Annotated in this window: 18 protein-coding genes and 1 pseudogene; 14 read left to right on the top strand and 5 right to left on the bottom strand. The window is 34.9% G+C overall.

Going from position 1 to position 20257, the window contains the following annotated elements; genetic code table 11:
* Window positions 1-84: 84 nt before the first annotated feature.
* Together JK636_RS06980 and JK636_RS06975 are read right to left on the bottom strand one after the other, a co-directional pair.
* A complete protein-coding gene (locus JK636_RS06980) occupies window positions 85-1443 on the bottom strand; it encodes an MATE family efflux transporter (protein WP_202748114.1) in 1359 nt (452 codons plus the stop codon).
* 103 nt (window positions 1444-1546) lie between these two features.
* The gene (locus JK636_RS06975; RefSeq protein WP_202748113.1) at window positions 1547-1984 is read right to left on the bottom strand and encodes a MarR family winged helix-turn-helix transcriptional regulator; all 438 of its coding nucleotides are present in this window, start codon (window positions 1982-1984) and stop codon (window positions 1547-1549) included.
* Between the two features lie 178 nt (window positions 1985-2162).
* On the opposite strand from JK636_RS06975, the gene JK636_RS06970 reads away from it, so the two are divergent.
* Window positions 2163-3017 carry an endonuclease/exonuclease/phosphatase family protein gene (locus JK636_RS06970; RefSeq protein ID WP_202748112.1) on the top strand — a complete coding sequence of 285 codons (855 nt, stop codon included), beginning with the start codon at window positions 2163-2165 and terminating at the stop codon, window positions 3015-3017.
* A 331-nt stretch (window positions 3018-3348) separates the two neighbouring features.
* On the opposite strand, the gene JK636_RS06965 is transcribed toward JK636_RS06970, so the two are convergent.
* On the bottom strand, window positions 3349-4398 hold the full coding sequence (locus tag JK636_RS06965; protein WP_202748111.1) for an alpha/beta hydrolase: 1050 nt from the start codon (window positions 4396-4398) through the stop codon (window positions 3349-3351).
* 301 nt (window positions 4399-4699) lie between these two features.
* Between JK636_RS06965 and JK636_RS06960 the strand changes: the two genes are divergently transcribed.
* The 11 genes from JK636_RS06960 (at window position 4700) to JK636_RS06910 (ending at window position 15707) form a co-directional block, all read left to right on the top strand.
* The gene (locus tag JK636_RS06960) at window positions 4700-5419 is read left to right on the top strand and encodes a beta-ketoacyl-ACP reductase (RefSeq protein WP_202748110.1); all 720 of its coding nucleotides are present in this window, start codon (window positions 4700-4702) and stop codon (window positions 5417-5419) included.
* Window positions 5420-6442, top strand: coding sequence for a 3-oxoacyl-ACP synthase (locus JK636_RS06955; protein ID WP_202748109.1), 1023 nt, complete (start codon window positions 5420-5422; stop codon window positions 6440-6442).
* Window positions 6442-7317 carry an ABC transporter permease subunit gene (locus tag JK636_RS06950; RefSeq protein ID WP_202748108.1) on the top strand — a complete coding sequence of 292 codons (876 nt, stop codon included), beginning with the start codon at window positions 6442-6444 and terminating at the stop codon, window positions 7315-7317. Before JK636_RS06955 ends, JK636_RS06950 begins: the two co-directional genes overlap by 1 nt.
* A gap of 8 nt (window positions 7318-7325) precedes the next feature.
* On the top strand, window positions 7326-8369 hold the full coding sequence (locus JK636_RS06945; RefSeq protein WP_202748107.1) for a branched-chain amino acid ABC transporter permease: 1044 nt from the start codon (window positions 7326-7328) through the stop codon (window positions 8367-8369).
* On the top strand, window positions 8323-9135 hold the full coding sequence (locus tag JK636_RS06940) for an ABC transporter ATP-binding protein (RefSeq protein ID WP_243428131.1): 813 nt from the start codon (window positions 8323-8325) through the stop codon (window positions 9133-9135). The genes JK636_RS06945 and JK636_RS06940 overlap by 47 nt, the downstream gene beginning before the upstream one ends.
* 1 nt (window position 9136) lies before the next feature.
* Complete coding sequence (locus tag JK636_RS06935) at window positions 9137-9859, top strand: ABC transporter ATP-binding protein (protein ID WP_202748106.1); 723 nt, start codon at window positions 9137-9139, stop codon at window positions 9857-9859.
* Between the two features lie 29 nt (window positions 9860-9888).
* Window positions 9889-11097: an ABC transporter substrate-binding protein gene (locus JK636_RS06930; RefSeq protein WP_202748105.1), complete on the top strand. Its 1209-nt coding sequence runs from the start codon at window positions 9889-9891 to the stop codon at window positions 11095-11097.
* Window positions 11098-11422: 325 nt separating this feature from the next.
* Entirely contained in the window at window positions 11423-12736 is a 1314-nt protein-coding gene (locus JK636_RS06925; RefSeq protein ID WP_202748104.1) for an acetyl-CoA hydrolase/transferase family protein, read from the top strand.
* A 24-nt stretch (window positions 12737-12760) separates the two neighbouring features.
* On the top strand, window positions 12761-13576 hold the full coding sequence (locus tag JK636_RS06920; protein WP_202748103.1) for an alpha/beta fold hydrolase: 816 nt from the start codon (window positions 12761-12763) through the stop codon (window positions 13574-13576).
* A gap of 51 nt (window positions 13577-13627) precedes the next feature.
* The gene (locus tag JK636_RS06915) at window positions 13628-14227 is read left to right on the top strand and encodes a TetR/AcrR family transcriptional regulator (protein ID WP_202748102.1); all 600 of its coding nucleotides are present in this window, start codon (window positions 13628-13630) and stop codon (window positions 14225-14227) included.
* Between the two features lie 214 nt (window positions 14228-14441).
* Window positions 14442-15707 carry a C40 family peptidase gene (locus tag JK636_RS06910; RefSeq protein WP_202748101.1) on the top strand — a complete coding sequence of 422 codons (1266 nt, stop codon included), beginning with the start codon at window positions 14442-14444 and terminating at the stop codon, window positions 15705-15707.
* Between the two features lie 249 nt (window positions 15708-15956).
* Here JK636_RS06910 and JK636_RS06905 read toward each other — a convergent pair whose 3' ends face one another.
* Window positions 15957-16313 carry an MmcQ/YjbR family DNA-binding protein gene (locus JK636_RS06905; protein ID WP_202748100.1) on the bottom strand — a complete coding sequence of 119 codons (357 nt, stop codon included), beginning with the start codon at window positions 16311-16313 and terminating at the stop codon, window positions 15957-15959.
* Window positions 16314-16339: 26 nt separating this feature from the next.
* Entirely contained in the window at window positions 16340-16909 is a 570-nt protein-coding gene (locus JK636_RS06900) for a DNA-3-methyladenine glycosylase I (RefSeq protein WP_338025733.1), read from the bottom strand.
* 178 nt (window positions 16910-17087) lie between these two features.
* Here JK636_RS06900 and JK636_RS06895 point away from each other — a divergent pair.
* A pseudogene (locus JK636_RS06895) lies at window positions 17088-19033 on the top strand (GTP-binding protein).
* Window positions 19034-19332: 299 nt separating this feature from the next.
* A complete protein-coding gene (locus JK636_RS06890; RefSeq protein ID WP_202748098.1) occupies window positions 19333-20223 on the top strand; it encodes an MBL fold metallo-hydrolase in 891 nt (296 codons plus the stop codon).
* Window positions 20224-20257: the final 34 nt, after the last annotated feature.

Below are 20257 nucleotides of genomic sequence, written 5' to 3'. Positions count from 1 at the left end.
ACCCTTAAAATACCATAAACATATAGCATGTTATTTGAATTCAATGTTTCTACTAATTCAAATAACATGCTAAGTTTAGATGTTTTAAAGGTAGCTTCCTTTTTTTGCATATAAATTGTTATTAAAGAAGATATAAAGAGTTAATCCTATCATAAAGGTAGTAATTTCAGTAACAGCCATTGACCAGATAACACCGTATAGACCAAAAAGGCTGTGTAATAAAAATATTACAGGAATATAAAGGATACCTTGTGTAACTGACATAATTATTGATGGAATCCCTTGACCTGATGCTTGAAAAATGCCTGTAAATAATCCGGTGAATCCATTAAATATTGATGAAACCAGCATGGCAATTATAATATAGGTTCCAATGCTTATAACAGAAGTGTCATTAGAAAATATATGGATTATGCTTCCTCTGAAAATATAAACTATAGCACCAAAGGAGATTGACAGTAGACCAATCCAAAGAAATGACTGCCTGATTCCTTTTTTTAATCTATCAAAATCTTTTGATGAAAAGCTGTATGCAATTAATGGGATAATCCCTAATGATAAACCCATTGAAAGAAATTCGGGAACTTGTACAATTCTTAAAGCTATTCCAAAAGCAGCTACTACATTATCTCCATATGCCATTGAGAAGTTATTTGAAAGAAGAGTTGTAATGATAATAAAAGTTGTCATTAATAATTCTGAAACTCCTATTTTATATATTTCAACTTTATCTTTAAGTGAAATTTTAAAACAATGAAGAAATCCTTTTAAGTGATCGCTTCTTTTTTCAAGGTAATAAATATAGTAAATACATGAACCCGCATTAGACAATATAAGTGCTAAAGCTGCGCCTACAACGTTTAAGTTCATAACTAATATAAGTAAAGGATCAAAAACAAAATTTAGCAAAGTGCTTATAATCATTCCGTTCATAGATTCCTTAGAGGCTCCTTCTGAGCGCACTATTTGTTCTAATGCGAAATTCAGCATTACTGCAAAGCCTCCGCAGAACATTGTTAGTGCATAGTTTTTTGTAAAATTAAAAGCAGCTGTATCTGAACCTAAGATTTTAACGATAGGATTGATAGCAAAGAAAGCAAGTATAGCTATTAAGAGTGATGAAAGTATACTGCTGTAAAAGGTATATCCTGCAATAGCTTTAGCCTCATTTATTTTATTTTTTGCAATAAGGCGAGTGATAAAAGTTCCACCACCAACTCCAAACATGTTCCCAAAAGCCATTAGTATAGTGAAAATTGGTAAGCTTAAAGTAACGGCAGTCAGCATTTCCGTATTATGCATCTGTCCGATAAAATACGCATTAATAACGCTGTATATCGTACCTACAGACATTCCTATCATCATTGGAATTGATAAATGAATAATTGATTTAGTTATTGATGCTTTTTCTAAGTAATATTGATTTGTTAATGTTTGTTCCATTTTTAGCCTCCATAATTATAAAACGTTTGATATCTAATAATTAGAATTCTAACTATAAGGGTGCTAATAACATATATAAATTACATGTCATTAGTATAAGTGATTACAGGTTTTGGTTCACCTTTATAAGCAATGAAAGTAAAATATCCTTTTCTTCTTCAGTTAATTTTGAAGTAATACTTTTTTCTACTTCAGAAAAGGCCGCATTGAAATTTTCTATTAAGTTTATTCCCTTAGGAAGTACATATATATTTTTTTGTCTTTCATTATCACTGGAAACTCTTCGTTCAATGTAGCCTTTTTTTTCTAAACCTTGAAGCATGCTTGTAATGCTTGCTCCTTTTCTTTGAAAAACTTCTGCTAAGTCTTTTTGAATAATACCGCTTTCCTGATGCTCATATATATAGCCAATCATGCGGCCTTGCTGAGAATTTAATCCTAATTCATTTATATTATGATCAGCCATTGATTTTATTTTCTCACCAATGCTTCTAATAAGATCAGAATAAGGATTTTCTAAAAAATTGCTGGATTTACTCATTATAAACCTCCTATAACTCTTAAGTTAGAATTCTAACTATCTTGATTATAATAGTTAGAATTCTAACAGTCAATAGACACTCTATTTAATATAAGACTATCCACATAGAATTCAAGTTGTTCTTGTAGAAAAAAAGATTTATAATACTTCTAAGCAAAATAGAAAAGCGGGGGATATTATGGCAGAGCATCTTAAAATAATGACTTTAAACCTACATACTTATCAGGAGCTAAACTCAGAGAGTTTTAGCAGTCTTGATGATTTTTTCAAGGCTTATGTAGAGGTTAATGAAAAAATAGCAGACATAATCAAGGAAAAAGAATTGGATATAATATTTCTGCAGGAAGCTGCTCAGCATAAAGATATGCCTGTAGTTGTGAAAAATGGAGATATAAATATTAAAAAATACAATGTAATTTTAGAACTCCAAAAGTTATTAAAGGAAAAATATAAATTAGATTATAATTTTATTTGGGACTGGTCCCACTACGGATGGGATGTATGGGAAGAGGGAATAGGTATTTTAACAAGATTTGATATTAAGAAAATGCAGTCTTGTTATGTTTCCGGCAAAGAAGATAAGAAGGATATCTTCTCACGAAAGGTAGTAAAAGGAGTGCTTTCGCTGCCTGAAAAAGATTTGGATGTTTATTCAGCTCATCTGAATTGGTGGGAAAAAGGCTTTAAGGAAGATATTGATAATCTCTTTAAATGGATTGAAGAAAGCGATACTGGCAGCAATTTTGTTTTAGCCGGTGATTTTAATAACGCGGCAGGGGAAACAGGTTACAATTACTTTATGGGCAAAACTATTAATGGAGAAAAGGTTATTGATGTTGATTTTAAAGCAAACTCAGATAATTTCACCAGAGCTACCATAAGAGGAGATGTTTTTAATTCTACTCAAAGAATTGATTATATAATTACTGGAGATAAGAAAGATACTAAAGTCATAAAATCCGAGTGTATTTTTGCTTCAGATGAAGACAGAGTATCGGATCATATGGGTATTGTGGCCCAAATAGAAATTTAGCTGAATGAAAAGATAATGGGATGTTGTAAAATAGTAAAAACATAGCAGGTTATTTCAAATTGTAGAAACATTGAGCGAACATTAATAAGACTTTAATTATTTTTTATACAAATCCGTTTAGAATCCTATATTGCTGAAAAGCCTAAATGGCTTTTCAGGGGCAGTTTACGAATGGCAATGAGCAAGCTAAACTGCCCCGAACTGAGTGAAACGAGTTTATAGGATTTAGGAGTTGTATAAAAAATAATTATTAGTCTTATAATGTGCAGCGAACGTTTGCTAAATTTGAAATAACCTGCGGAGGTTTAATACTATTTTGCAACATACCCTTTTATATTGATTTAATAAAGGAGGTCAGTTTGTTTTTAAACTCCTCAGGTTTTTCAACGTGAGGGCCGTGGCCAGCATCTTCGAATACATATTCCTCGTAGGTTCCTCCATTTTCTTTGTACTTTTCAAGCACATACCTTGTCTGTGAAACCATAGGGTGAGCAGGGTACACTTCATCACCAGGCCAGCCTGGTACAAATCCGAGCTTTCCAAGATAGCCGATATCAAGCATACAGGTGTCTGATACTATTACATCCTTAGCTCCTCTAAACCAAAGTATTGGGGGCTTAGGAGAAATGTCTATAAGGCTTGAAAGATTTACATACTTAGGAGACATAGCGTTTGCAATGCCTTTTGTTCCCGGAGCAGTAAAAGGCCAAGCAGAGCAGGGGACAAAATCTCCCGGATAAAAATCATCTCCAATGCCCATTAGAAGCATGCTGTCTACAAAGATTTCTTCCCATTCAGGAGCTATTTTATATTCCGGTGCAAAGTAAGATTTTAAAACTGTCGCTGCTGAGAAAGGATTTGAGGTATCCCTTACCTTGTTTTTAAGGGCTTCTACAAAGGCTGGATTTACTGAACCTGCACCAGTGCCTGAGAAGTAGTCGTTATTTGACGTACCTTTTTCGTCTTTTGTTCCGCTGTAGCCAAAGGGTGAAAGGGGATTAATAAGTATTATTGAGGCAGCTTCGCCAGGGTAATCGATGGCATACTGCATTACAACACCTCCGCCCATGGACCAGCCCAAAAGGTGAGGCTTTTTATTTATGTTAAGTGCCTTGAAAAATGATCTTATGTCTTCGCTCCATACTTTCAAGCCTTGAGAAGCATCTATAGATAGCTTTTCAGAAAGTCCATAGCCTCTTAAATCAGGTGCTAGAACATAAAAGTCATCACACAGATCTTCTATTGTCTGAAGGTAAAAAAGGTTTGAAGAGGTATTTCCATGAATAAGAACCAAGAGCTCTTTTGAAGGATCTCCTTTTTCGAAATATGATATATTAAGTCTGTCAGTTTTTATTTCTTTTCTTTTAATTTCTGGTATCATTTTTCTCCCATTCCCTTTCATAAAGTATTCATAATTTAAAGTTTATGAGCATAATATGAAACATGAAGCACATCTCATATTATCATTATATAACCTTCCTTTTAAACTTTCAATGCTAATTTTACAAAATTTAAAATATTCAGAAAAGTGTATTGACATACGCAAAAAACTTAATTATGATATAAACATGAAACATGTATCACATTTCATATGAATAAATTACAATATTAAGTTTTCGCTAATGTATTTTTACAAATAAGTGAAAACGATAACAAAAATTATATTAGGAGGGGGTTATTAAATGAGATTGGAAAATAAAGTTGCTGTAATAACAGGAGGAGCTAAGGGTCTAGGTCAGGCTATGGCAGAATTGTTTGCACAAGAAGGAGCAAAGGTTATTGCTATTGATATGACAGAGCTTTTATACGAGAATTCAAATGTTGAGGGCTACAAGTTAAACGTATCAGATTCAGCAGCTTGCAGAGAATTCTTTGATTATGCAGTTAGTAAGTACGGAAAAGTTGATGTGCTTGTTAATAATGCAGGTATAACTAGAGATGCAATGACAAGAAAAATGACAGATGAGCAGTGGGAAACTGTTATAAACGTAAATCTTAAGGGTGTGTTTAATCTTACAAGGTATTTTGGACCTCATATGCAGGCTAATAAGGGAGGCTCAATAATTAATATTTCTTCAATCGTTGGTGAATATGGAAATATCGGTCAGGCTAATTACGCAGCTTCAAAGGCAGGAGTTATTGGAATGACTAAAACCTGGGCAAAGGAGTTTGCAATGAAGGGCGGAAACGTCAGAGTCAATGCAATTGCACCAGGATATATTATGACAGATATTTTAAAAACAGTTCCACAAGAGCTTTTAGATGGTTTTGCAAAGCAGACTATGATAGGAAGACTGGGAGAACCTTATGAAATAGCTAATGCTGCTTTATTCCTTGCCTCAGAGGAAGCATCTTATGTAACAGGTCATACTTTAAGCGTAAATGGAGGCATGAGGTTATAAATGACAGCAAATGTTGGGATCGTAGGTACAGGCATATATATTCCGGAAAATTTCATGACTGCTTTTGAGATTGCTGAGGCTACAAATGGAGTTTGGTCGGAAGAGGCAGTTATAAATAAACTCGGAATAAGAAAAAAGCCAGTACCAGGAAAAGAAGACGGTACTCAGGAAATGGGAGCGAAGGCGGCTTTAGATTGCTTAAAGAATACGGGAGTGGACCCAAAGGAAATCGATGTTTTAATAAGTATTGGAGAAGAGTGGAAAGAGTATCCTTTAACAACCTCTTCACTATATATAATTGGCAGGATAGGTGCTGAAAATGCCTGGGGAATTGATGTTCAAAACAGGTGCTGCACTACAGTTTCTGCTATTAAAATGGCTAAGGATATGCTTGTAGCTGATGATACTATAAATACAATTATGATAGCCGGCGGCTACAGAAATGGTGATTTTGTGGATTATACAGACAAGAACATGTCCATGATGTATAACCTTGCAGCAGGGGGTGGAGCTATAATTTTAAAGAAAAATTATAATAAAAACCTGGTGCTCGGCTCACATATCATAGGAGACGGAACTTTAGCAAGAGCAGCAGGCGTTGAGATAGGGGGTATATGCAATCCTATAAACAGCAGTAACTTTGATGAAGCTTATAAGTCTTTAAGACTTATGGACCCAATTGGTATGAAAAACAGACTTAATGTAGTTTCCATGCCTAATTGGTATAAGTGTATAGATAAGGCTTTCGAAAAGTCCGGAATTAACAAGAGCGATCTTGATTATTTGGCAATACTTCACATGAAGCGTTCAGCTCATATGGATATGCTTAAAGAGCTTAATTTAAAAGATGAGCAGTCAATTTATCTTGAAGAATACGGTCATGTTGGGCAGGTTGACCAGATACTTTCTCTACACCTTGCATTAAAGCAGGGAAAGGTAAAGGATGGTTCGGTTATATCTATGATTGCAGCTGGTATTGGCTATGTATGGGCAGCAAATGTAATAAAATGGGGGGGAATGTAGTGGCAACTTTTATACAGGTTATATTTAGAAGCCTTGAGACAGGAAGCATTTATGCTCTTGCAGCATTAGGTATAATCATAATTTTTCGTACCTCTCTAGTAGTAAACTTTTCTCAGGGCGTAATGGGAATGTTTACAACCTTTGTAGTAACAAGTCTTTTAACAAAGAATGGGCTTCCACTTTGGCTTGCAGCTATAGGAGGAATCATAAGCGCAGTTATAATGGGAATTTTGATTGACTTTTTAATTATAAGGCACACAAAAAAGGTTTCCCCAGATGCCAAACAGATTATAACTTTAGGATTAATGATGATTATTCTTGGAGTTACCCCAATGTTATTTGGTGTAGACCCTTTAAGACTTACTAAGCTTATAAACAGCGGAGATGTGAAGCTTCTTGGAGCGTCAATTTCTTATAACGGATTATTTAATATAATTTTTGGGCTTGTAATTATGGGAACGCTTTTTTATATCCTGCAAAAAACAAAGTGGGGGCTTGCTGTTAGAACTACGGCCTCAAATGAATATACTGCAAAGCTTATGGGTGTTCCAACAAAAACTGTAACTATGGGAGCCTGGGCGGTTGCTGCGGTGCTTGGAGCATTATCAGGAATTATGGTTGCTCCTATGACCTCAGTTACTTTAAACCTTATGGATGAGGTTATGACAAATGCTCTTATAGCCTGTGTTTTAGGAGGCTTTCAAAGCTTTTACGGGGCGGTGCTTGGAGCGTATATCATAGGAGTCAGCAGAAATTTGCTTTTATACTATTTTTCATCAGTGTGGGGAGGACAAATATTATATGTTCTTATTCTCGTGTTCTTGGTATTTAGGCCTCATGGTCTAGTTGGCAAGAAAATTGTAAAGAAAGTGTAGGTAGAAATATGAAAATTAAAAAAAGTATGCTAAAAAACCCGCATTTTCAATTTATACTCTTTGGAGTTTTACTGGCTATTATTCCTTCCTTGGCTGAATTGGGACTTATTAAAACAAGCCACGTTACTATAATAGGAGGAACTCTTATTTATGCTATTGCAGCTTTAGGGCTAAACGTGCTTTTAGGGTATTCAGGACTTATAACACTTGGAACAGCAGGATTTATGGGACTCTCTGCATATATTTCAGCCTATGTAACCATAAATATGAAATTGCCTTTTGAGGTGGCACTTATTTTAGCAATAGCAATTCCTGCCCTCCTTGGACTTTTGGTGGGTCTGGTTTCCTTAAAGATTGAGGGAATTTATCTTGCAATTGCAACCTTGTGCGTTTCTGAAATACTTAGAAAGACCTTCGAAGAATTTGATGTGTTTACTAATGGTTTCAGCGGGAAACAGGCAGGCTTTCCGGTTCTATTAGGTTTTCTTAAGCTAAACAGAACAACTACCTATTATCTTATAGTTTTTGTTTTGATAATAATAATGCTTTTAACCTATAACCTGATAAACGGACAGCTGGGAAGGGCATTAAATGCAATGAGAGGAAGCGAAGCAGCTTCTCAGGCTATGGGTGTAAACCTTTTAAAGTACAGACTTGTAGCTTTTGCAATTGCTACAATTTATGCTAGTGTTGCAGGAGTTTTATATGTTCATTTTATTAGGTATGCTTATCCCGCAACCTGGTCACTTAAGCTATCCTTGGACTTTCTTGCAATGATAGTAATTGGCGGTTTAAGATCAATTTATGGAACAGTATTTGGTGCTTTTATAGTTTTTGCAGTTCCGGATTTATTCTTAAAACAAATACCCTATGTTAGTCAAATGTCTTATGTATTGAATGGAGTTCTTATAATAGTAGTTATTTTGTTTTATCCAAATGGTGCTGTTGGTATAGGTTATGACATTAAGGCATGGGTAGAGAAATTTATAAAGAGAGGGCATAGAAATGAGTCAGGAAAAAATGTTGACCCAGGAAGCAGTATTGAAGGTTGAAAATTTAAGCATTGCTTTTGGCGGCTTAAAGGCTGTTGATAATTTATCCTTCGATATAAAAGAAAATGAAGTCTTTGGCCTTATTGGGCCTAATGGAGCTGGAAAAACTACCGTATTTAACTGTATAACTCAATTCTATAAACCGAACTCGGGAAGCATTTATTTTAAAGACAGAGACAACAGAGTTCAAAATTTATTAAAGCACGATGTTCATGAAATTATAAAGTTTGGCTTAGTAAGAACCTTTCAAAATGTTGAGCTTATTAAGGAACTCACTATACTTGAAAATGTACTTGTAGGAGCTCATATAGACTTTAAGGCAACTATTTTAGAGCAGGCTCTTAGGCTTCCTAGAGCAAGAAAAGAAGAAAAGTCTTTAAGAGAAGAGGCAGAAAGAATATTAGAAGCATTAGGTATAGAAGACCGAAAGGATATGCCGGCAGGTGGCCAGCCTTATGGAATACTTAAAAAGGTTGAACTTGCAAGAACTTTGATGTGCAGTCCAAAGCTTATTATACTTGATGAACCGGCTGCAGGGCTTAACGATACTGAAACGCTAAATCTTGCAAAAACTATTAGGAGGATTAGAGATAAATTTAATTGTTCAATTTTATTGGTTGAGCATGATATGAGACTTGTTATGGATGTGTGCGACAGAATATGTGCTATTTCTTTTGGAAAGTTTTTGGCCTTAGGAACTGCAAAGGAAATTCAAATAAATAAGGATGTTCAGGCAGCTTATTTAGGAACTGATGGAGATGAGTAGTATGAGTGAAAAAACAGCTTTATCAATTATAGGACTTAAGGTTAAATACGGAGCTATTGAAGCTCTAAAGGGTATAGATATAGAAGTTAAGGAAGGAGATGTAGTGGCATTACTCGGTGCGAACGGAGCGGGCAAGACTACAACACTAAGAAAAATATCAGGACTTACTGAAGCTTCTGAAGGCTCAATTCAGTTTTACGGCAAGGAAATTACCTCTATGGAGCCTGAAAAGATAGCTAAGCTCGGCATAGCGCAGTGTCCTGAGGGAAGACAGATATTTAGAGACTTGACGGTGGAAGAAAATCTCAAGGTTGGAGCCTTTACTGTAAAGAGTTCAAAGCAGATTGAAGATAACTTTGAGAGAGTTTATAAGTATTTTCCTGTTCTTAAGGAAAGAAAAGGCCAGACAGCTTCTACTTTATCAGGTGGGGAACAGCAAATGCTTGCCATAGCAAGAGCACTAATGAGCAGTCCTAAGATTCTTCTTTTAGATGAACCTTCCTTAGGATTAGCGCCCCTAATTGTTCAGGACATAATGAACATAGTTAAAGAAATAAAAAAAGAGGGTACAACAGTTATTATTGTAGAGCAGAATGCAGCCCAGACCTTAAAGATTGCTGATTATGCTTATGTTCTTGAATTAGGTACTATAAGCACCCATGGGCAGGCGGAAGAACTTAGAAATGATCCAAAGCTTATAGAAGCTTATCTTGGATCGCATTAATAAAAAAATATTATAGGGGGAAAGTTTTCATGAAAAAAGTATTATCTATTTTAACTGCACTTGCTCTTATGGGGTCACTGGTAGGCTGCAACAAAGCATCAAACGAAAAGCAGGCTCAAGGGGTTACTGATACAGAAATAGTTATTGCTAACAGTGCTGCTACTTCCGGAGCTTATGCGCCGGTTGGAGGACCTTTTAATGCTGGTCTTGAAGCTTATGTTAAGATGATTAACGACGGCGGCGGAGTAAATGGACATAAAATTGTATTTAAGCATCAGGATGATGAGTTTGACCCGGTTAAAGGAAAGGCAATGCTTACAAAGTTTATTGAGGATGATAAGGTTTTTGCTATAGTTGGCCATTTTGGAACTCCAGTAGTTGGGGCAACTCTTCAGGATTTAAAGGATTCAGGCATACCTGCTGTTTATTTTGCTACAGGTATCGGACAGCTTTATAACGATAAGGCAGAGGATAAAGACAGAGGAATATTCCCAGTACAACCTATATACAAGACTGAAGGACAAATAATGGTTGCTCGTGCTGTGGGGGATTTCAAAGCAAAGAAAATAGGTGTTATTTATACTAACGATGACGCAGGAAAGGACCTTCTTTGGGGTATCCAAAAGAAAGCTGAAGAGCTAAAGGTTGAAGTAAAGGCTGAACAGGTTGCTGCAGGTGCTACAGACGTTTCCTCAGCAGTTACAACTATAAAGAATGCTAACGTTGATTTTGTCTGTGTGGCTGCAATTCAAGCTACCTTCCCTACAATAGTAAAAGAGCTTGCAGCACAAGGGGTTAACAAGGATTGTATAACAACTTATGTTAATGTATCTCCTGTTATAGCTAAGGGCGTTGTTAATGAAATAAAAGGAAAGTTCAATGTATACGGCAACGGCTGGGTATCATTTGAAGGCGACAGAGCAAAAGCTTTAGCTGATTTCCAAAAGTTCTGTCCTCAGTATAAGGACAATGTTTATGCAATGACAGGCTGGATAGCAGCTCACTTCTTTACTGAAGGCTTAAAGAGAGTTGATGGAACGATAACCTGGAAAAAGTATATGGATGCTATGGAAAAGTCTCCAATAAAGAATCCATTTGGCGGAGAAATTAACTTTGCAAACGGCTTAAGAGCAGGTACTCAAGAAATGAATCTATCAAAGATAAGCCATACAGATTTAAATGGAGTTTGGGAACCTGTTAAGCCTCTTCAATCAATGAATTCAATTTTTGGAAAATAAGAATAATATTTCAATTTATAAAATAATTTGTTATATTAGAAGAAAGAGGCAGATGTTGAAAAACACCTTAACTCAGCGTGTTATTTGAATTTGTAGAAACATTTGAGCAAGCAGTAATAAGACTTTAATTAAAAAATTTATTAAGCCGTTAAGAATCCTATATTGTCTGAACGAAGAGAGTTTATAGGATTTAGGATTTATAAATTTTTTAATTATTAGTCTTATCTGCGAAGCGAAAGTTTCCTAAAATTCTAATAACACGCGGTAGGTTAAAGGTGTTTTACAACATCCGGCCGTCTGTTCTTCTGGATAAAGGGGGAAAATTATGAGTTATAAAGATAAGCTAATATCAGTAGAGGAAGCTTTAAATTTGGTTAAATCCAATGACATGATCGTTACAGGGTTAGGTTCTGCTGAGGCACAGCTTTTTATGAATAAGCTTCATACTATTGCTCATAAAGTTGAAAATGTAACTGTTACTAACTGCCTTCCAATGTCAAACGGGGAGTTTTTAAAGGCTGAATATAGAAAGTCTTTTAATGTTGATGGCTGGTTTTATTCGCCTGTTCTTAGAAAGGCACATTTAAATGGAAATGTTTCTTTTATTCCAAATCACCTTCACTTAGCCGGAATAAAGAGATTAAATCATGTAAAGCCCAATATATATGTAGGAAGTGCTTCAATGCCTGATAAGCATGGCTATATATCACTTTCATTAAGCAATACTTATGAGAGAAGGATGATTGAGGAAGCAGATATTGTAATACTTGAAATTAATCCGAACTATCCAAGAACCTTTGGAGATGTGGAAATTCATTATAAAGATGCAGATTATCTGGTTGAAGCAGATTATGAAGTGCCTGTACTTCCTGACGCAGTTCCTTCTGATAAAGATATGATCATAGGTAAGTTTATTGAAGAGAACATAAAGAACGGTGACTGTATCCAGCTTGGAATAGGCGGCATACCTAATGCTGTTGCTGCTTCTCTTAAGGATAAGAAGGATCTTGGAATCCATACAGAGATGATGACTTCGGGAATGGTAGAGCTTGTAAAGCTTGGTGTAATAACAGGTAAAAGGAAAACTCTTCACAAGGGAAAGATAGTTTGTACCTTTGCTTTAGGAAATAATGAGCTTTATGAGTTTTTAGACGATAATCCTTCCGTGCTTGTTATGGACGGAAATTATGTAAATGATCCTTATGTTATTGCTGAAAATGACAACATGGTATCAATAAATACTACAATAGAAATTGATTTAACAGGACAGTGCTGTTCTGAGTCAATAGGACCAACCCAGTTTAGCGGCACAGGAGGACAGGCAGATACTGCAATTGGAGCTCAAAAGGCTAAAAATGGACGTTCTTTTATAGCACTTTATTCTACAGCTATGGTTAAAAATAAAGCAACAGGAGTAAAAGAAGAAATTTCAAAAATTGTGCCTATGCTTAAGCAGGGTGCTGTAGTAAGCCTTTCAAGAAATGATGTGGACTTTGTTGTAACAGAATATGGTGTTGCAGCATTAAGAGGAACTAATATTAAGGAAAGAGTAGAAAGGCTTATTGCAATAGCTCATCCTAAGTTTAGAGAAGAACTTAGAAGAGAGGCTCATGAAATAGGATTGATTTATGATAAATAGACATTGAAGAATGGGGGAATTAAGATGTCTTATTTTGAATTTATGGGAAAGCAAATTTATTATGAAACTTACGGTCAGGGAAAACCTATTGTATTATTAAATGGAATTATGATGTCTACCTTAAGCTGGAAGCCTTTTATAGAGGTCTTTTCTAAGGAAAATCAGCTTATACTTTTAGATTTTCTTGATCAGGGAAGATCAGATAAGATGGATACAGCCTATACTCAGGATATTCAGATTGAAGTCTTAAAGGCGCTACTGGATGAGCTTAAGCTTAATAAAGCAAACTTAGTAGGTATATCCTACGGCGGAGAAGTGGCTTTAGAGTTTGCAGTAAAGTATGAAAAGTATGTTGATAGAATGGTACTATTTAATACCACAGCAAAAACCTCACCTTGGCTTAAGGATATAGGTGTTGCGTGGAACAGAAGTGTAAATGACCCTCTTGATTATTACTGCACTACCATACCTGTAATATACTCGCCAAAGTTTTATAATGATAAAAGTGAGTGGATGGATAACAGAAAGACTCTGCTTACTGAAAAAGTATTTAATCAAAAACCTTTCATGGAGGCTATGATAAGACTTACAGAGAGTGCTGATAATCATGATGTAACAGAAAAGCTTCCTAATATAAAAATTCCAACACTTATAGTAAGCTGCGAAAATGATTATATTACACCTATGCCAGAACAGAGAAAGCTTCATGAACTTATAAGTACTTCAGAGCTTGTAGTCCTACCAGGCACAGGTCATGCATCAATGTATGAAAAGCCTCTTTTATTTTCAAGCCTTGTACTGGGTTTTGTTAATTGTCAATCTGTTGAATTTATTGTATAATTATGGTATGATAATTTGGTAACAAAGTTCAAGATAGAAAGGATAAGCAGCATGGAAGATATAGTAAATATTCCAAAAACCCAAAGAGGTCAGGCAACCCTTGAAAAGATATGCAGTGCAGCAGAAACTCTTTTCTATCAAAAGGGCTATCACGACACTTCAATAGTTGATATAACAAATTTGGCGGATATAGCTCTTGGAACTTTTTATATATATTTTAAGGACAAATACTTTTTATATAAATATCTTCTTTTAAGATACAGCCATCAAATACGTATGGCAATAAGTTCTGAAACTAAAAATTTAAAAACCAGAAGGGAAGCTGAAAGGGTAGGCCTAAAAACCTTTCTTAAGTATATTAGAGAAAACAAGCATGCCTATAATATAATATGGGAGTCTCTATATATAGATAAGAATCTTTTTAGAGACTACTACGACAACTTTGCAGACAGATATTCTCAAGGTATTATAAAGGCCCAAGAAGAGGGAGAAGTAATTGATTCTGATCCGATGGTTATAAGTTATTTCCTTATGGGAGTTTCAAACTTTATCGGTCTTAAGTATGTAATGTTTGACGAAGATAATGAGAATTTTGACCATGTTGTTGATAAGGTAATGGATATACTTGATAAGGGCTTATTTAATAAGTAGTTTTTCAGATATATAAATATATAAATTTTTAAGAAGATAACTTCTTATCATGATAACTTCTTAAAAAGGTGCTAATCTTTGCTAAGATTAGCATTTTTTTATTTGTCGAGAAAAATTTTGTTGAAATTAGAAGGTTATTACTATTATTTATAGAATAATATACAATGCATGTTGTTTTAGTACGTGTAAAAATCAATGAATGGGAGTATGATGGATGAGATTAAGAAGTAGAATAACAAGTATATTAGTATGTACAGCTTTAGTAGTATCAGCAGGAACAACTGTATTTGCTGATCCAACAGTGGATTCTCTCAATCAGCAGAAACAGCAGCTGGAGGGTCAAAAAAGTCAGTATAATCAAAATATGAAGCAGAGTCAATTAAGTGCCGAGGATGCCCAAAAGGATATTAGAAATCTTAATTCTCAGATTCAGATGTTTGATTCTAAGATAGAAGATCTTAATAGGAATATCAAGGATACAAGCACGAAGATAGCACAAAAGGAAAAGGATATTATAATATCTCAAAAAAACTTGGCAGATGCTGAAGCTGATATTAAAAACGAGCAAGAGCTTTTTAATAAAAGAATGAGGGCTATGTACATAGCAGGGAATGATCAATATATCAGCATACTGTTATCGTCTAAAAGTTTTAATGAGTTCATTAGCAACGCGCAAGCCGTTGTTTCAATAGTTAATTTTGATAAAAAAGTTACAAAAGATTTGGCTGATAAAAAGGAAGGTATCAAAAAAGCTAAAGATGTTTTAGAAAATGATAGAAATCAGCTGATTGTTTATAAGCAGAACAATGAAGCCAAATTAGCTCAGGTTAAAAGTGATGCTCAGGATCAGCAGAAGCTAATAGCGGAAGCAAAAAGTAGACAAGCGTATTATATGAGCCAGGTAAGTGGCTATAAAGATAAAATTGCAGCTTCTGACAAGCAGGTTCAGGATACAGTAAAGCAGCTACAGGCAATAGCGCAGGCACAGACAAAAAATGATCAGCAGCCTAATCGTGGAAACACTGGGGCACCTACAGCTCCGGCTTCATCAAATGCTGTAGTAGCATATGCCTATAAATTTTTAGGATGCCCTTATGTATGGGGAGCTGAAGGTGAGGTTTTTACACAAGCGGATATAAATATGTACAAAAATACATCGCATGATTTAACCGGTATGGAAAAGCTTTTAGGAAGACAAGCTTTTGACTGCTCTGGACTTATGCAGTATGTGTATGCTCATTTTGGAATACATTTAACAAGAACGACTTTTACTCAAATTCATGAAGGAACTGCTGTAGATAGAAAGAACCTGCAGCCTGGAGACTTAATTTTCTTCGGAACTTACAGCGATCCACATCATGTTGGTATGTATGTAGGAAATAACTGCTACATTGAAGCACCATACAGCGGAGCAGTTGTAAGAATATCATCACTAGATGATACTGATGAGTATTTATGTGCTAGAAGAGTAATGAAGTAGAAGGGGATGCTGAAAAACAGCTTAAACCTGTTGCGTGTTATTTGAATTCTAGGAAGCTTCGCTTCGCAGATAAGACTAATAATTTAAAAATTTATAAAGCCTAAATCCTATAAACTCGCTTTGCTCAGACAATATAGGATTCTTAACGGCTTTATAAATTTTTAAATTAAAGTCTTATTGCTGCTTGCTCAAATGCTTCTACGTTTTCAAATAACACGCTGGGTCTAAGCTGTTTTTCAGCATCCATTTTTATAATTTTGATAAACTAAGCTTTTCGCTTTTCTTTAAGCCTTTATAAACCAAATCATAGGACAAATCAATTAAAAATAGAATTTTATCTTCGGGTACAGTTCCATCAACAGCTATGGTATTCCAATGAGTTTTATTCATATGGTAGCCTGGTTTAATGGAGCTGTATTCTCTTCTTAAATCTATAGCCATAAGAGGATCACATTTTAAATTGATCTCCAGATTAGGCTTTTTTATATTTGTTAAAGCAAACATCTTGGAGCCTACCTTAAGAACTAAGGTTTCATTATCAAAGGGAAATGTTTCAGTAACGCCCTTTTTACTTAAACAATAATTTCTAAATTCTTGTAAATCCATATATAAACCCCACTTTAAATATAATATTAACAAACTTCATTATGTCTGAAGCAGCTTGTTAAATGATCATTAATTATACCTGTAGCTTGAAGATGTGCATATATTATAGTGCTGCCTAAGAACTTAAAGCCTCTTTTCTTTAAATCCTTGCTTACTTTATCTGATAGCTCTGAAGTCGCAGGAACCTCTGAGATGTCATTCCAATGATTAATTACAGGACTATTATCCACAAAACTCCATATGTAATTATCAAAGCTTCCGAATTCCTTTTGAATTTCTAAAAAGCCTTTAGCATTATTTATTGAAGCTTCAATCTTTCTTCTATTTCTAATAATGCCTGCATTTTGCATAAGTTCATTTACTTTGTTTTCATCATACTTAGAAATCTTAACTGCATCAAAGTTATCGTAGGCTTCTCTGTAGTTTTCTCTTTTTCTAAGTATGGTAAGCCAATTTAAGCCCGCTTGAGCTGATTCAAGCACTAAAAATTCAAAATGCTTTTGTTCCTCGTGAACAGGGACACCCCACTCTTCATCATGATATTTTACATATAATTCATCTGTACCGCACCATGGACATCTATTCAATCTTAACACCTCATTTTTCAGTTGTATATTATTCTTATAATATCATACTTCTAATACTTAATGAAATGGTTTTAATTTTAGCATATTTTGCGGTACTTAGCTATAAAGAGTAAACAGTACTATACAAAAAATAAAAATGTGTAGTAATATTAATATATTAAAATATGGGTATCATGGAGGAATGAATATGAACAAAATCATAGGACTTTTAGCCCATGTAGATGCTGGAAAAACTACTTTTGCTGAGGCACTTCTTTATCATACAAACAGTATAAGACAAAAGGGAAGAGTGGATTATAAAAATGCCTTTTTAGACAGCCATGATATAGAGAAGCAAAGGGGTATAACTATATTTGCAGATCAGGTGGTTATGTCTTATAAGGATGCAAACTATTTTTTAATAGATACCCCGGGCCATGTAGACTTTTCTTCAGAAATGGAGAGAGCGATTCGGGTTATGGACTATGCTGTTATTATCGTAAGTGCTGTTGAAGTGTGGAGGCACATCCGGAAACAGTATGGAATCTGCTTAGAAAATACAAGGTTCCCACTCTTTTCTTTATAAATAAGATAGATAGAACAGGTGCAGATGTTAAGTCTGTAATTAGTGATATTAAATTAAATTTGACAGACAATATCTGTGATATAACAGAAAAACTTAACAATGATTCAATAAGCGATGAACTTATAGAATTTATTGCTGAAAGAGATGAAGTGCTTCTAGAAAAGTATATGGAGGGAAGCTATCAGGCTGATTTATGGATTTCTTCCATGAAAGCCATGATTAAGGATTGCAGGATTTTTCCATGCTTAAGCGGGTCTGCTCTTCAGGATATTGGAACAGATAACTTCTTAGAAAAATTACATAAATCGACCTTTACAAATTATAATTTGAACGAACCTTTTTCAGGCAGGGTTTATAAAATAAGACACGATATGAGCGGAGCAAGAGTCACCTTTATTAAAGCCTTAGGTGGAAGTTTGAGGGTTAGAGATGAAATATACTATGGAAATAATATTCATGAAAAAATAACTCAAATAAGAATATATAACGGCAGTAAATTCAAAGCGGCTGAGGAAATAAAGGCAGGGGAGCTTTTTGCAGTTACAGGACTCTCAGCAGCAGAAGCAGGGGACGGCATCGGGGCTTTAAGAGAAAAAACTTCCTTTGAAATGATACCTGCACTTAAATCAAAGGTTGTATTTGACAAGGCTTTGAATCCTAAGGAAATTCTAAGATGTTTTAAGATATTGGATTCTGAAGATCCATCCCTTAAAGTAACTTGGGAGGAATCCTTGCAGGAGATTAATATCAGCGTAATGGGTGTGATTCAGCTGGAGGTTTTAGAACAGATTGTTAAAGAAAGGTTTAACTTGGATGTAAGCTTTGGAACACCGGAAATAATATATAAGGAAACAATTACTTCGGAGGTTATAGGCTATGGTCACTTTGAACCTTTAAAGCATTATGCTGAGGTACATTTAAAGCTTGAGCCTAATGAAAGGGGAAAAGGTGCTGTTTTTGAAAGCAGATGTCATACAGACAACCTTTCTGTTGGAGCTCAAAATGTAATTGGAAGACATATTCTTGAAAGAGAGCACCATGGAATCCTTACAGGCTCGGCTCTTACAGACATTAAGATAACACTGTTAACAGGAGCAGACCATATTAAGCATACAGAAGGCGGGGATTTCAGAGAGGCAGCCTATAGGGCTTTAAGACATGGGCTGGAAAAAGCAAACAGTATACTTTTAGAGCCTTATTATGATTTTAAAATTAAAGTTGAACTTGAATATATGGGAAGAGTTTTGTCAGATATTCAGGGTGCATACGGAAGCTTTGAGCCGCCTAAAATTCTAGAGAATAAAGCGATTATATTAGGCAAGGTGCCGGCAGTTAATTTTATGAACTACAGTACGGAATTAGCTTCTTTTACACAGGGCAGGGGAATCATAAGTCTTGTTTTTGGAGGCTATCATCACTGTCATAACGAGGAAGAGGTCATTAAAAGAAAAGGCTATAATAAAAACGCTGACATTGAATATACTTCCTCTTCAATTTTCTGTTCAAAGGGGCAGGCTTATATAGTAAGCTGGGACGAGGCAGAGAGTAAAATGCATCTTTTAAAATAAACGTTGCCTAATAATACTGGTGAAATTTTCGCATGGAATTTACATTTAGGAAAACTTCGCTACACATATAAGACTAAAACTTATTTTCTTTAAATCTGCTAAAATTTTTTAACTCGCCTCGCTCAAACAAAAAAATTTCTTGACGCATATTTTAAGAAAATAAGTTAAGTCTTATTAATGTTCGCTCAATGTTTTCTACAATGTAAATTCCATGCTCGCTTCACCAGTATTATTAAACAAATATATAAAACGAGCATTATAGAGTATTCAGTGATTCGACTGAAAGGAGAGACATATATATGGACATAATTAACGTAAAAGGAAATACCTTTTGCATAGATACAGGAATGAGTTATATCCCTTTTTATAAACTCAACAAAAAAGAAATTATTATGCTTGATACAGGCTGGAAAAAAGGCGAGCGTGAAGGCATTGAGGAAGTGCTTGAAAAGAATAATTTTAAAGTAGCGGCAATTTTAAACAGCCATGCTCATATAGATCACATTGGAAATAATTCGTATTTGAAGGAGAAATACAACTGTGTCATTGCTATGTCAGCTTATGAAGCTCACATCTGCAGCTCTGCAGTTAATCTTAAGCTTTACTATCAAAGTCAGACATTAAAGGATGTTAAAGAACACTATGGGCATATGGTTTGCAAAACAGATATTATGATAGAAGAGGATCAGGAAAGCATAACATTATGCGGAGCTGATTTTAAAATAATACATACTCCTGGACACAGCCCTGCGCATATATGTATCATAACTCCTGATGATGCAGCTTATTTAGGAGATTGTCTTATAAGCTACGAGGTAATGGAAGGAGCAAAAATGCCCTATGCTTATATTTTAAGCGAAGATATGAAGAGCAAGGCAAAGCTTTATGATTTGAACTGCAGCAAGTATGTGGTTGCTCATAAAGGAATATATGATAATATTAAAAAGCTTATAGACGATAACATGGACTTTTATGAAAGCAGAGCTATGCGCATATATGAAGTAATAGATGGATCAATGACAATGGAAGATATTATGAAAGTTGTTATTAAAAGCTTTAATATACGAGTGACAAACGCATATAGATATGCTTTTATACAAAGAATGCTTACATCATATGTTGAATATTTATATGAGATAGAAAAGCTGAAGCTTATTATGGATAATGGGTTTCTTAAGTATACAAAATAAGGGTTAATATAAAGGGATGCTGATAAAATCAACA

The sequence above is a fragment of the Clostridium rhizosphaerae genome (genome assembly GCF_016765585.1).
GTDB lineage: Bacteria > Bacillota > Clostridia > Clostridiales > Clostridiaceae > Clostridium_AT > Clostridium_AT rhizosphaerae.
The sequence above is the reverse complement of the archived record's forward strand: the minus strand, read 5'-3'. Positions and strand labels throughout refer to the sequence as shown.

Coding starts and splice junctions, on each gene's coding strand:
- JK636_RS06975 (WP_202748113.1), bottom strand. CDS start 1,984: ATGAGTAAATCCAGCAATTTTTTAGAAAATCCTTATTCTGATCTTATT.
- JK636_RS06915 (WP_202748102.1), top strand. CDS start 13,628: ATGGAAGATATAGTAAATATTCCAAAAACCCAAAGAGGTCAGGCAACC.
- JK636_RS06940 (WP_243428131.1), top strand. CDS start 8,323: ATGAGTCAGGAAAAAATGTTGACCCAGGAAGCAGTATTGAAGGTTGAA.
- JK636_RS06970 (WP_202748112.1), top strand. CDS start 2,163: ATGGCAGAGCATCTTAAAATAATGACTTTAAACCTACATACTTATCAG.
- JK636_RS06890 (WP_202748098.1), top strand. CDS start 19,333: ATGGACATAATTAACGTAAAAGGAAATACCTTTTGCATAGATACAGGA.
- JK636_RS06945 (WP_202748107.1), top strand. CDS start 7,326: ATGAAAATTAAAAAAAGTATGCTAAAAAACCCGCATTTTCAATTTATA.
- JK636_RS06955 (WP_202748109.1), top strand. CDS start 5,420: ATGACAGCAAATGTTGGGATCGTAGGTACAGGCATATATATTCCGGAA.
- JK636_RS06925 (WP_202748104.1), top strand. CDS start 11,423: ATGAGTTATAAAGATAAGCTAATATCAGTAGAGGAAGCTTTAAATTTG.
- JK636_RS06935 (WP_202748106.1), top strand. CDS start 9,137: ATGAGTGAAAAAACAGCTTTATCAATTATAGGACTTAAGGTTAAATAC.
- JK636_RS06980 (WP_202748114.1), bottom strand. CDS start 1,443: ATGGAACAAACATTAACAAATCAATATTACTTAGAAAAAGCATCAATA.
- JK636_RS06910 (WP_202748101.1), top strand. CDS start 14,442: ATGAGATTAAGAAGTAGAATAACAAGTATATTAGTATGTACAGCTTTA.
- JK636_RS06920 (WP_202748103.1), top strand. CDS start 12,761: ATGTCTTATTTTGAATTTATGGGAAAGCAAATTTATTATGAAACTTAC.
- JK636_RS06930 (WP_202748105.1), top strand. CDS start 9,889: ATGAAAAAAGTATTATCTATTTTAACTGCACTTGCTCTTATGGGGTCA.
- JK636_RS06965 (WP_202748111.1), bottom strand. CDS start 4,398: ATGATACCAGAAATTAAAAGAAAAGAAATAAAAACTGACAGACTTAAT.
- JK636_RS06905 (WP_202748100.1), bottom strand. CDS start 16,313: ATGGATTTACAAGAATTTAGAAATTATTGTTTAAGTAAAAAGGGCGTT.
- JK636_RS06960 (WP_202748110.1), top strand. CDS start 4,700: ATGAGATTGGAAAATAAAGTTGCTGTAATAACAGGAGGAGCTAAGGGT.